11 protein-coding genes are annotated in these 12,657 nt (G+C 62.9%); 4 read left to right on the top strand and 7 right to left on the bottom strand.

What is annotated here, in order from left to right:
- Positions 1 to 133: 133 nt before the first annotated feature.
- Positions 134 to 3,277, bottom strand: coding sequence for an NAD(P)-binding protein (locus CBW50_RS24970; RefSeq protein WP_226935881.1), 3,144 nt, complete (start codon positions 3,275 to 3,277; stop codon positions 134 to 136).
- Positions 3,278 to 3,503: 226 nt separating this feature from the next.
- On the opposite strand from CBW50_RS24970, the gene CBW50_RS24975 reads away from it, so the two are divergent.
- Together CBW50_RS24975 and CBW50_RS24980 are read left to right on the top strand one after the other, a co-directional pair.
- The gene (locus CBW50_RS24975) at positions 3,504 to 4,046 is read left to right on the top strand and encodes a phosphohydrolase (RefSeq protein ID WP_086148020.1); all 543 of its coding nucleotides are present in this window, start codon (positions 3,504 to 3,506) and stop codon (positions 4,044 to 4,046) included.
- A gap of 361 nt (positions 4,047 to 4,407) precedes the next feature.
- The gene (locus tag CBW50_RS24980; protein ID WP_226935879.1) at positions 4,408 to 4,983 is read left to right on the top strand and encodes a response regulator; all 576 of its coding nucleotides are present in this window, start codon (positions 4,408 to 4,410) and stop codon (positions 4,981 to 4,983) included.
- 415 nt (positions 4,984 to 5,398) lie between these two features.
- Here the strand turns inward: CBW50_RS24980 and CBW50_RS24985 are convergent, their stop codons facing one another.
- A complete protein-coding gene (locus CBW50_RS24985) occupies positions 5,399 to 5,620 on the bottom strand; it encodes a hypothetical protein (RefSeq protein ID WP_086148021.1) in 222 nt (73 codons plus the stop codon).
- 219 nt (positions 5,621 to 5,839) lie between these two features.
- Here CBW50_RS24985 and CBW50_RS24990 point away from each other — a divergent pair, with 219 nt between their 5' ends.
- Both CBW50_RS24990 and CBW50_RS24995 read left to right on the top strand, forming a co-directional pair.
- Positions 5,840 to 6,421: a chromate transporter gene (locus CBW50_RS24990; protein ID WP_086148022.1), complete on the top strand. Its 582-nt coding sequence runs from the start codon at positions 5,840 to 5,842 to the stop codon at positions 6,419 to 6,421.
- Positions 6,418 to 7,002 (top strand): chromate transporter, encoded by a 585-nt coding sequence (locus CBW50_RS24995; protein WP_086148023.1) that lies wholly within the window; start codon positions 6,418 to 6,420, stop codon positions 7,000 to 7,002. Before CBW50_RS24990 ends, CBW50_RS24995 begins: the two co-directional genes overlap by 4 nt.
- Before the next feature lie 5 nt (positions 7,003 to 7,007).
- On the opposite strand, the gene urtE is transcribed toward CBW50_RS24995, so the two are convergent.
- The 5 genes from urtE to urtA all read right to left on the bottom strand — a co-directional run bounded on the left by urtE (position 7,008) and on the right by urtA (position 12,607).
- Entirely contained in the window at positions 7,008 to 7,706 is a 699-nt protein-coding gene (gene urtE, locus CBW50_RS25000) for an urea ABC transporter ATP-binding subunit UrtE (RefSeq protein WP_086148024.1), read from the bottom strand.
- A gap of 2 nt (positions 7,707 to 7,708) precedes the next feature.
- Positions 7,709 to 8,515: an urea ABC transporter ATP-binding protein UrtD gene (urtD, locus tag CBW50_RS25005; RefSeq protein WP_226935997.1), complete on the bottom strand. Its 807-nt coding sequence runs from the start codon at positions 8,513 to 8,515 to the stop codon at positions 7,709 to 7,711.
- Between the two features lie 20 nt (positions 8,516 to 8,535).
- Entirely contained in the window at positions 8,536 to 9,657 is a 1,122-nt protein-coding gene (gene urtC, locus CBW50_RS25010) for an urea ABC transporter permease subunit UrtC (RefSeq protein ID WP_086148026.1), read from the bottom strand.
- On the bottom strand, positions 9,654 to 11,240 hold the full coding sequence (gene urtB, locus CBW50_RS25015; protein ID WP_086148027.1) for an urea ABC transporter permease subunit UrtB: 1,587 nt from the start codon (positions 11,238 to 11,240) through the stop codon (positions 9,654 to 9,656). Before urtB ends, urtC begins: the two co-directional genes overlap by 4 nt.
- A 113-nt stretch (positions 11,241 to 11,353) precedes the next feature.
- The gene (urtA, locus tag CBW50_RS25020; RefSeq protein ID WP_086148028.1) at positions 11,354 to 12,607 is read right to left on the bottom strand and encodes an urea ABC transporter substrate-binding protein; all 1,254 of its coding nucleotides are present in this window, start codon (positions 12,605 to 12,607) and stop codon (positions 11,354 to 11,356) included.
- Between the last annotated feature and the right edge of the window lie 50 nt (positions 12,608 to 12,657).

A 12,657-nucleotide genomic window follows, 5' to 3' on the forward strand; every position in this document is an offset into this window, starting at 1 on the left:
CCGCCGGGCGGCGCGCCGGGCCACAGCACGATGGCGCCGGGCGGCGCCGCGCCCGCGTGCTGCTTGAGCAGGATCAAGCACAGGAACAGCAGGCCTCGCTGGGCGCCCTCGCGCAGGATTGAATGAAGCGCCATCATGCCTGGAAGTCTGTCTCTCCCTGGATCACGGCCGGATAGCCCGTCATGGCGCGCGAGGTCTGCATGCCGGCCATCACGGCCGCCTCCACGCAGCCCGCGTTCAGGCCCGTCCTGATCCAGTCGCCCGTGAGGAACAGGTTGGAAAAACCCGACTGGTCGGTGGCCAGCCGGTACTGCGTGCTGTTCACCACCGACATCACGTAGCGCTCGGACGGGTCCACATTGGCGCGCCAGTACTGGCTGTCGAAGCGCGCCGGGCCCGTGCCCGCCCTGGCGTCGACCAGCCATTGCCACGGAAACGCGCCGGGAGCGCCCGCCTCGGGCCACAGCGCGCCGATTTCGCGCTCCAGCTGGTGCAGCGCGCCCGCTTTCGCCCTGGCCGCGCAGCGGGCAGGAAATGCCGTGTCGGTGACGGGCGGGTAGCTGTCGACGGGGAAGGCGCTGCAAAAGTAGGAGACGTTTTTCGGCTCCAGCCCCGCCGGCCAGTCCTCGCGCGCCAGCAACTGGTCCATCGGCGCCCACGTGTCGTACGGCTCCGTGAAGGCCGACAGCACCGGCTGCTGGCCCTTCGGCTGCGTGGTCCAGCCCATCTGCGCCAGGTTCTTGTTGAGCCACACCTGATAGGCCTGCGTGGCCACCGTTTTCACCTTGTCGGACGCCAGCTGCAGGGCCGGGCTTTGCGCCAGCAACTGCGGACACAGGGCGGGCAGCGCACCGATGGAAATGCCGAACACCACCTTGTCGAAGTCCACGCCCTTCTTCAGTACCGTGACGGGCAGCTGCCGGCCGAACGCCTGCTGGTACTGCTGCGGCCAGTCGCTCCAGTACGATTCCAGGTTGACTTCCTGCGCTTGCAGCAGCGCCGCTTGCGCGGGATCAAGCTGCGCATAATCGGGCGCACTGGGCCAGCAGGCCAGGCCTTTGACGTCCACCAGCGGCGCATAGCCGGCGGCCGGGTCCTTCAACTGCGCCTGCTCGCTGATGCGGATGCTGTCGATGTCGCCCGCGCCCGGCACCAGTTCTTCCACGCGCTGGAAGAACTTGAATTTCACGCCGCGCTTTTTCAGCACCTGGTACAGCGGCGTGAAGATCGTGTCGCCCATGCCGGCCTGCATCTTGAACATGATGCCGCCCTTGTAGGCCAGGCCGATGCGCGCCATCGCCCGCAGCAAAGTGCCTGCCTCGATGTTCGGTTTCGCAAAATCGCCGCCCTCGTAGGCGAACACCAGGTCGTAAAAGCCGCGCACCGGCGCCGAATTGACGCTGAACTGCTCGTCGCCGCCATGTTTTTTGAGCCAGTCGCGGAAATCGATGTCGTTGATGACGTCAAAGCCGTTCCTGAAGACGCCATCGTCGAACATGCCCTTCATGACCGTGATGCCCAGGTCCAGGCAGATGAACAGGCGGCGCAGTTCATCGTCGCCGTCGATCAATGCGCGGTAGCGCAGGCGCAGCCAGGCGCGGATGCCGTTCAGGGTACCGGCCAGCAGCTGGTGGCGGGCCTGGTCGTGGCGCGCGGAGTCCGGCGCCAGGTCGGCCACCAGCGCGGCCAGCGCGCCGACGGACAAGCCCACGTCCAGCCCCAGTTCATCGGCCTGCCCCACCACCGCGTCGGCCAGGCGGCGCAGCCAGCCCGGCCACACGCCCTCTCCTTGCGATGCGCTGGCGCGCACGATGCGCGCATCGGCGTCGGCCACCTGCCGGATCTGGCGCAGCCACTGCTCGATCCAGCCCACCATGGCGATGGCCATCTGCCACAGGGTGATGTCTTCGCCGCCCTCGCCCGGTTCGCCCGGCAAGGCGGGAAAGACGATGGACCAGTTGCGCCACTGGCCCTTGACGTCTTCGGACAGGGCCACGTAATCGTGCTGCTTGAAGGCGTCGCGCCAGGTGGCCAGCGGCGCGCCGGGCGGGCGTTCCAGGCTGGCGTAGGCTTCCTTGATCATCCTGAAGGCGTTCGCATAAAAGCCGAACCAGATGTGCAGGCCATGCTCCTCGATGCGCTGGCCCGCCTGCGCGTTGCGCCCGCTGGCGCCCTTGCCGCCGAGGCGCCAGCCCAGCTGGTAGACGGTGATGTCGTGCCGGTTCTGCCACCCCGGCTGGTTCGTCAGATAATACGCGGCGGTCATGGCGGCCACGCCGCCGCCCAGGATGGCGATCTTTTCCGGCGCGATGCGGGAATTGTCGACCAGTTCCTCGCCCGGCATGGCCGTGAAATCGAAGCTCACATTGAACGGCAAGATCGCCGCCTGCGGCCCCAGCTGCAAGCCCAGGGTCTGCTCCAGCGGGAAGCTGTCGAAGGCGTGTACCGTGCACTCGTATTCATAGCCGAGCAGGCGCGCGCTGTGCAGGCGGTTGATCTCGGCCGGCGCGGCCACCAGCGCCTGGTACACGGCCTGCACGCCCGCGCTGTCGGGGAATTGCTTGAGGAAGATCTGGTCGATGCGCGGATTGCGCAGCAGCGACAGGATGTCGGCCCAGCCGGCCTGATCCATGTCAAAGAAATCGGGAATGGAGAGGAAGATCTTGAAGGCCTGTTCGATGAGTTCCAGGAAACTGTTGACGCTCTTGTGCGGCCCCGTCTGCACGGTGGCGTTGACTTCCAGCAGCGGATGCAGGGCCAGTTTCGTTTCCGGCGAGAAATGCTGAAAGCCCTTGGCCGCCACGGAGCAGCGCAGCGGCTCGCTGCCGGCCGCGGGAATCTCGTAGTCGCACAGGTATTTCGGATAGCCGAACAGCTCGCGCCCGTTGATCAGGGCCATGGCGTCATCGACGAAAATATGGCACGGATACCAGTAGATGTGCGCGAGCTTGCCGTGCTCATCCATCTGGCCCACCATGATCCAGGTGACGATGTCCACTTCCGTGATCCAGCCCTTGGCCTGGTCGACGGGATTGGCGGAATCGGCATGGTTGACGCGCGTGAAGGTCAGCATCACGTAGGGCGACAGGGCTTTCAGGGTCATCCTGCTGCCCGCCACCTGGTTCAGGGTGGTATTGACGGTCGATTGCAGCCTGGCCAGGTCGCCCCTGACGAAATAGCCGTACATTTCCGACTGTTTCAGCCGCAGCGGCGAGTGCATCATCACCGAACCGCCCTGATAGATATACGAAGGTCTTGCCGAAGGTTGCGCCGCCATTGCCCTGCTCCTCATTGAAGTTTCAGACAAACAAGATTGCTACAGTGTATTGAGAAAGAACAATGAATGATATGAAATAAATTAAAGGATTTGCCAAGATGCATAGCTTAGTTTCCGTCCCGGCAGGAAACCGCTTGCGCAGGGCGCACGGCTTGCGTACGGCGGCCGGGGCGCGCCCCGGCCATCGGGTGTACGATGAAACCTCTTGAGTATCCAGGCACAGGCAATGATTACCACCGACTACGTTTCCACTTATTCCGGCAACCGTTTCTATCCCTTGCGCCCGCACATCGACAAGGTCGCCATCGAGGACATCGCCCACGGCCTCGCTTACCAGTGCCGCTTCAATGGCCAGACGCAAGTGTTTTATTCCGTTGCCCAGCACAGCCTGATCGTCGCCAGCCTGGTGCCGCCGCCGCTGCGCCTGGCCGCCCTGCTGCACGACGCGGCCGAGGCTTACCTGGGCGACATGGTGAAGCCGCTGAAAGTGCTGCTGCCGGAGTTTGCCGCGCTGGAAGACAAGGTGAGCGCCATCATCGCCGCCACCTATGGCATCGATTTTTCCGATTACGCGCCCATCAAGCGGGCCGACCTGATCGCGCTGGCGACGGAAAAGCGCGACCTGATGCCCCACTCGGCCGAGCGCTGGGCCTACCTTGACGACATCGCCCCCCTGCCCGGTATAATCGACGCCATGGGGCCGGCCGAAGCCAAGCAGCGCTTCCTGCAGGCATTTGCGGCACTGGCCGGGGAAGGCCTGGCCGCGTGAGTGTTCACGCGCTCCCTGATCATCGGGTTCCAAGTCCCGGTTTTTGCACGGCTTTTTTAGATATCCACAGCAACTGTGGATAAAGTTGTTGATAAGCCCCTCTTGACAAGCCGCAACGCCAGCATTGATGCGGGTTTCAACAATTTGCCGTTTTCACAGGCATTTTTTTACCCCAATGAAATCAAGGACTTACAATCAGGATTTTGCGCTTGAGCAAAGTTACCCTGCTGCAATGAAAATATATTTTGCTGTGCATAAGGGGCGCGGATACGCAAATGCCTTGCTTCGACAGCATTGTTTTGACAAACCCGGTAGACTGGCATAGTGTGAATGGGCAAGCACGATCAACGCTGGAAAACGCATGGACATGGATAGCGACAGCGCCGCCAAGGCGGCCGATGAACCCGACTGGCTGATGGATGAGCCGCTGGAGCATGCCGGCGCCGCCTCCGAGCAGGCCAGCGCGCCGCCGTGGCGCGTACTCATCGTCGACGACGATGTCGATGTGCACGTGGTAACCAAGTTCGCCCTCAGCCAGGCCAGCTTCCAGGGACGCAGGCTGAGTTTCCTGCATGCATATTCGGGCGCCGAAGCGCTGGCCGTGCTGCGCGGCACACCCGATATCGCCGTCGTGCTGCTCGATGTCATCATGGAAACGCAGGATGCGGGCCTGCAAGTGGCGCGCCAGATCCGCGAAGAACTGCACAACAGCGCCGTGCGCATCATCCTGCGCACGGGACAGCCGGGCCAGGCGCTGGAACACCGCATCATCATCGATTACGACATCAACGATTTCTGGTGCAAGACGGACTTGACCACGCGCAAGCTGTTTACCACGGTGATCGCCTCGCTGCGCACTTACGCCACCCTGCGCGAAGCCGAGCAGCAACTGGCCGACCTGGCCGCCGCCCTCGCCCGGCGCAGCGACACGCCGTGAACGGCGCGCGCTACTTTCAGTCATAAAACAAGAGCACTGGATGGGCATACAGCGTTGCGCCATGCCCTGTTTTGCTGCCGCGCGGGGGCCGATGGCGCGCGCGGATTTGTCAAAATATCCTAAGTGGCGGATTGTTAAGCGCTTTTTCAGATATCCACACGGACTGTGGATATCTTTGTGGATAAGCGCCTATTGACAGCCTTCAAAGCCGCAGCCAGTGCGGCTTTCAATAAACTGCTCAATCAAACAGCAAAAATAAAAATCAACAAAATCAACAACTTAGAAACTCACACATAATCACAGGAAAATTATTTCGCCAATTCCGCTCGCTCATCATTTGTGCATAACTGAGCCGTAATGAGCAATTCGACAACGTCCGATCGTGAATGCGGGCAACACTGTTGCCCGCGGCCATTCAATGCAAGGCCTGGCGGCGCTGCTCCGGATGCAACAGCACGCGCTCGATCAGCTCGGGCGACAGATTGTATGACTTCAGGTATTCCAGCGCACACAAGGTACTGAAGGCGGCTTGCACGGCAATGCCCAGGTTGACGATATCGCACATCTTCTGATCGACCCGGGCGTGCAGCACCACGGTTTTGACGGGCATATGCAGCGTTTCTGGGGAATTAGGCATGGTGAGCAACTCCTGCGAAGGGGGAACGGAGGGGGAGACGGCGTGGCGGTGCGAACCGCGTCAGCGCGGACATGGACAGCGGTCGTATTGCCCATAAAAGTATTGCTGATAAATTCTCGATGTCAATGGCAGGGAAACATGAGTCACGTTTTTTTCTTGCAGGCACAACTGCAGCCGAAAGCGATGGACAAGGGCGCTCGGCCACGGCGATAATCAGCCATGCCCTCGCCCCTTCCGCCCGCCCCGTCCCGCCCGCAGCCCGCCTCGCTTGCCGACCTGTTCTTCTCGTTTACGTGGCTGGCCCTGCAAGGCTTTGGCGGCGTGCTGGCCGTGATCCAGCGCGAGATGGTGGAACGCAAGCGCTGGCTCACGCAAGAAGAGTTCCTGGAAGACTGGGCCGTGGCGCAAATCATGCCGGGACCGAACGTGGTGAACCTGTCGCTGATGGTGGGCGGGCGCTATTTCGGTTTGAAAGGCGCGTTGACGGCCCTGGCCGGCATGCTGGCCGTGCCCCTCGTCATCGTCCTGCTGCTGGGCGTGCTGTACACGCGCTTTGGCGACAATGCGCAGATGGCCGGCGCCCTGCGCGGCATGGCCGCCGTGTCGGCCGGCATGATCGCCGCCACGGGCGTGAAACTGGCCGCCGCGCTGGGCAGGCATCCGCTGCCCCTGTGGCTGACCCTGCCCCTGGTCGTGCTGGGCGTGCTGACGGTGGCGGTCTTCCGCTGGCCCCTGCTGTACATCCTGCTGGGACTGGGCGGCATCGGCTGCCTGCTGACGTACCGGAAGTTGTCTTCATGAATCCGCCCCTGCAACTGGCCTTGAGCGCGGGCGACTGGCTGAACCTGTTCGGCCACTACCTGATGCTGTCGCTGATGTCGATCGGCGGCGCCATTTCCACCACGTCCGAAATGCACCGCTTCCTGGTGGAACAGCACGGCTGGCTGACGCAGGCCCAGTTCAATGAGTCGATCGCCATCGCGCAAGCCGCACCGGGTCCCAACGTGCTGTTCGTCGCCCTGATGGGCTGGAACGTGGGCATGAACGCGGGCAGCTACACGGCCGCGTATCTTGGCGTATTCATCACGATGGTAGGCATCATGCTGCCCAGCACCACCCTCACCTACGTGGCGGCCCAGTGGGGCTACCGCAACCGCGACCTGCGCCCCGTGCGCGCCTTCAAGCAAGGCATGGCGCCCATCGTCGTCGCCCTGCTGATATCCACCGGCATGATACTGGGCGGCGCCAACCATACCCTGGCCACGGACTGGCCCCTGTGGAGCTTGTCCATCGTGGCTGGCCTGATCATCTGGCGCACGAAGATCCATTTATTGTGGCTGCTGGCGGGCGGCGCCATCCTCGGCTGGCTGCAGCTCGTGTAGCAGGCCTACACGGCCAGGTGGCGCTTCACGTCCTCGCCATCCATCTGTTCCGCCCTGCCGCTGGCCACCACCTGCCCCCGCGACAGCACGATGAATTCCTCGGCCAGCTCGCGGGCGAAGTCGAAATACTGTTCGCACAGCACGATGGCCATATCGCCCCGCTGTTTCAATAGGGCAATGACCCTGCCGATATCCTTGATGACGGACGGCTGAATCCCTTCCGTCGGTTCGTCGAAGATGATCAGCTGCGGCCGGGCCAGCAGGGCGCGCGCGATGGCCAGCTGCTGCTGTTGCCCGCCGGACAAATCGCCGCCGCGCCGCGCCAGCATCTCTTTTAATACAGGAAATAACTCATACACATGGGGATCGATGCGCGAACCTTGCCTGCCCCGTTTCACCGCCATGCCCATCAGCAAGTTTTCCTCGACCGTCAGGCGCGCAAAGATATCCCTCCCCTGCGGCACGTAAGCCATGCCCAGCCTGGCCCGCGCATGCGGCGCCAGTGCCGTGATGTCGCGGCCATCGAGCACGACCCTGCCCTGCGCCACGGGCAGCACGCCCATCAGGCATTTGAGCAAGGTCGTCTTGCCCACGCCATTCCGCCCCAGCAAGGCCAGGCATTCGCCCTTGCGCGCCGACAAATTGATGCCGCGCAAGGTGTGCGAGGAGCCATAGTATTGATTCAATTCTTGCACTTCGAGCATGGTTACCTTCCCAGATAGACGTCGATCACGCGCTCGTCCGCTTGCACCTCGTCCATGCGTCCCTGCGCCAGCACGGCCCCTTCATGCAGCACGGTGACGATGCCTTGTTGCGCAATGTCCGTGACGAAACCCATGTCGTGCTCGACCACCATGATCGAATGCTTGCCGCGCAATTCATTGAGCAATTCCGCCGTGCGCGCCGTTTCCGCATCCGACATGCCGGCCACCGGTTCGTCCAATAAAATCAGCTGCGGCTCCTGCATCAGCAGCATGCCGATCTCCAGCCACTGCTTTTGCCCGTGCGACAGCAGTCCCGCCGGCCGCGCTTCGTGGCCATGCAGGCGGATCAGGCGCAAGATCGCTTCGATCCTGCCTGCCTGCTCGGAAGACAGGCGCGCAAACAGGGTGGGCGCCACGCGCTTGTCCATCTTCATCGCCAGTTCCAGGTTGTCGAACACCGTGTGCTGCTCGAACACGGTGGGGCGCTGGAACTTGCGGCCGATGCCCGCGTGGGCGATCTGCGCTTCCGTCATCGTCGCCAGATTCATGGTCTGACCGAACCAGGCCGTACCGGACGTGGGCCGCGTCTTGCCGGTGATGACATCCATCATCGTCGTCTTGCCCGCGCCATTCGGGCCTATGATGCAGCGCAACTCGCCCACGGAAATATCGAGGCTCAGTTTATTAATGGCCTTGAAGCCGTCGAACGACACGCTGATGTCTTCCAGGTACAAAATCGCGCCATGGGTCGTGTCGACGCCCTCGCCCTTTACACGCGAATATGTCGGCCCCGCTTCCGTGCCGGCCATGCCGGGCAACATGCGGATGCTCATGCGGCCTCCTCTGCCACGGCGGCGCTTTTCCTGGATTTGATCTTGCGCAATACACCGAGCATGCCCTGCTGCATGAACAGGGTCACGCCGATGAAGAGCAAGCCCAGCGCGAACAACCACAGTTCCGGCAATGCCGCCGTGAACCAGCTTTTCAAGCCGTTGACGGTGAAGGCGCCCACGATCGGGCCGAGCAAGGTGCCGCGCCCGCCGACGGCCACCCACACGACCATTTCGATGGAGTTGGCGGGCGACATCTCGGACGGGTTAATGATGCCCACCTGCGGCACGTACAGGGCGCCGGCAATGCCGCACAGCACGGCCGACAGGGTCCAGACAAACAGCTTGAACCACAGCGGGTTGTAGCCGAGAAACATCAGCCGCGCCTCGCTGTCGCGCACGCCCTGCAGCACCCTGCCCAGTTTCGACGTGACGATGGCGCGCGCGCCGATCAGGGCCGCCAGCAGGATGGCCAGGGTCAGCAGGAACAGCACGGCGCGGGTGGCGGGCGCCGTGATGCTGTGGCCCAATATCGTCTTGAAATCCGTGAAACCGTTGTTGCCGCCAAAGCCGGTGTCATTGCGGAAGAACAAGAGCATGAAGGCATACGTCATCGCCTGCGTGATGATGGAAAAATACACGCCCTTGATGCGCGAGCGAAAGGCAAAGTAACCGAACACAAACGCCAGCACGCCCGGCACCAGCACGACAAGGGCCATGCAGTACCAGAAATGTTCCGTAAACGCCCAGTACCAGGGGTAGGTCTTCCAGTCGAGAAAGACCATGAAATCGGGCAAGCTGCTGTGGTACTGGCCCTGGTCGCCGATGGCGCGCATCAGGTACATGCCGTGCGCATACGCGCCCAAGGCGAAAAAAACGCCGTGGCCCAGGGACAGGATGCCCGTGTAGCCCCAGACGAGGTCCAGCGCCAGCGCGGCCAGCGCGTAGCACATGAACTTGCCCACCAGCGCCACCGTGTAGGCCGATACGTGCAGCGCATGCCCTTCGGCAAACGCCAGATTAAAAATCGGCAACAGCGCCGCCAGCACGCTGCAAGCGGCAATGGCCAGCCAGACGGGCCGCGAGAACAGGCCCTGTTTGATCGGATAGGAGGTAGTCATTCGACGCTGCGTCCCTTCATGGCAAACAGGCCCTGCGGCCGGCGCTGGATGAAAATGATGATGAATATCAAAATGGCGATCTTCGCCAGCACGGCGCCCGCCACTGGTTCGAGGAATTTGTTGACTTCGCCCAGTCCCAGCGCGGCGATCACGGTGCCGGCCAGCTGGCCCACGCCGCCGAGCACCACCACCATGAAGGAATCGACGATGTAGCTCTGGCCCAGGTCCGGCCCCACATTGCCCAGCTGCGACAGGGCCACGCCGCCCAGGCCCGCGATGCCGGAACCGAGGCCGAAGGTCAGCATGTCGACCTTGCCCGTGGCCACGCCCACGCAATCGGCCATGCGGCGGTTTTGCGTGACGGCCCGCACGAACAGGCCCAGCCGCGTCTTGTTCAGGATCAGCCACACGGCCACCACGACAACGACGGCAAAGCCGATAATGGCCAGGCGGTTGTACGGCAGCACGAGGCCGCCCAGCACCGTCACGCCGCCCGACATCCAGGCCGGGTTGGCCACTTCCACGTTTTGCGCGCCGAAGATGGTGCGCACCAGCTGCATCAGGATCAGGCTGATGCCCGAGGTGGCCAGCAGGGTTTCCAGCGGCCGCCCGTACAGCCAGCGGATCACCGTGCGTTCGAGCGCCACGCCCACCAGTCCCGCCGTCAGAAAGGCGGCCGGCAGAGCGGCCAGCAGGTAGGCGTCCTGCATGCCGGGCAGGTAGGCACGGAAGAACAGCTGGCACAGATAGGTCGTGTAGGCGCCTGTCATCAGCAATTCGCCATGCGCCATGTTGATGATGCCCATCAGGCCGAAGGTGATTGCCAGGCCCAGCGCGGCCAGCAGCAGCACGCTGCCCAGCGAAATGCCATAGAACACATTGCCGGCCAATTCCATGCGCGCCACCCTGCCCTTGATCTGGCGCAGGGTCTCGATGGCGGCCAGCTGCACGGCTTCATCCGGTTCACCGCCCTGCTCCAGCATGGCTTGCAGCACGGGCAGCAGGCGCGCATCGCTGCTGCCGGCCAGCGCCTGCACGGCGGCCTTGCGCGTGGCGGCATCGGGCGCATGCAGGTTGGCGCTGGCGATCAGCACTTGCAATAGTTGTTGAATTTCAGCGTCGCTTTCCCGCGCCAGCGCGGTGCGGATCAGGGGGAGCTGCGCGGGATCGACCGCTTTTTGCAAGGCTTGCGCGGCCGCCAGCCGCGTGGCCCGCTGCGGTGCCAGCAGCTGCAAGCCCGACAGGGCGCCCGCCACGGCCGCGCGCAAGCGGTTGTTGACCATCACGCCGTCGATACCGTCGGGCAACGGCACGTTCCGGCCGCTTGCCGGGTCAATCGCCTGCCCGCCGTCGACGATATACACCTTGCCATCGGGCGCGGCATACAAGGCGTCATCCTGCAGCGCTTGCAGCACCTTGGCGGCCTCGGGCGTGGCCAGGGCGGCGATCCGGGCCACGGCGGCGACCCTGGCGTCGGGATCGTCGCCCGTGAGCGGCTTGAGCAAGTCGGAAGGGATGGCGGCCTGCGCCAGCGAGGATAGCAACAGGCAGGCGAGGACCAGCAGTTTGGGGAGAAGCTGCATGTGCGTTCCAAAGAATGATTGCACGGGGGCGTATGCTGCCCCCAAAGGCGACGACTGGGGTCGGACCCTGAGGGTCCGACCCCGGCAGTTGCTGCTGGGTTAAGTATCAGCGCCTACAACTTCTGCTTGCCCTCATTACCCTTGATATACGGGCTCCACGGCTGGGCGCGTATCGGCTCCTTGGTTTTCCACACGACATTGAATTGCCCATCGGCCTTGATCTCGCCGATCATCACGGGCTTGTGCAAGTGGTGATTCGTGGCATCCATGGTCAGGGTGAAGCCCGATGGCGCCTTGATGCTCTGGCCCGCCATGGCGGCGATCACCTTGTCCGTGTCCGTCGATTTCGCTTTTTCCACGGCTTGCGCCCACATGTGGATGCCGACATAGGTCGCTTCCATCGGGTCGTTCGTCACCACCGAAGCCGCGTTCGGCAGCTTTTGCGCCACCGCATACGCCTTCCACTGCCTGATGAAGGCCGCATTCACGGGATTCTTGACGGATTCGAAATAATTCCACGCCGCCAGATGCCCGAGCAGCGGCTTGGTATCGATGCCGCGCAACTCTTCCTCGCCCACGGAAAACGCGACGACGGGCACGTCCGTGGCTTTCAGGCCCGCATTGCCCAGTTCCTTGTAGAACGGCACGTTGGAATCGCCATTGATGGTGGAAATGACGGCCGTCTTGCCGCCAGCCGAGAATTTCTTGATGTTGGCGACGATGGTTTGATAGTCGGCATGGCCGAACGGCGTGTAGACCTCGCTGATATCGCTATCCTTGACTCCCTTGCTTTTCAGAAAGGCGCGCAAAATCTTGTTGGTGGTGCGCGGATACACGTAATCCGTGCCCAGCAGCACGAAGCGCCTGGCGCCGCCGCCATCCTTGCTCATCAGGTATTCCACGGCGGGTATCGCTTGCTGGTTCGGCGCGGCGCCCGTATAAAACACGTTCTTTTCCAGCTCCTCGCCCTCGTATTGCACGGGGTAAAACAGCAGGCTGTTGAGTTCCTTGAACACCGGCAAGACGGATTTGCGCGAGACGGACGTCCAGCAGCCGAACACCACGGCTACTTTATCCTGCGCCACCAGTTGTCTCGCTTTTTCCGCGAACAGCGGCCAGTTCGACGCGGGATCGACGACGACGGGCTCCAGCTTCTTGCCCAGCACGCCGCCCTTGGCATTGATTTCCGCGATCGTCATCAGCGCCACGTCCTTCAGCGACGTTTCGGAAATGGCCATGGTGCCCGACAGGGAGTGCAAGATGCCGACCTTGATGGTATCGGCGGCCCAGGCAGCCTGCATGCAGGTGGACGTGGCCAGGGCGAATGCGCCGGCGGCGGCCGCTTTCAGGATGATGCGTCGTGACATGGGGACTCCTGTGGTGGGTTCGTGGGGATAAAGCCGGGTCTGCGATGTTG

It is taken from the genome of Janthinobacterium sp. GW458P (assembly GCF_002127585.1).
In the GTDB taxonomy this organism is placed as follows: Bacteria; Pseudomonadota; Gammaproteobacteria; order Burkholderiales; family Burkholderiaceae_D; genus Janthinobacterium.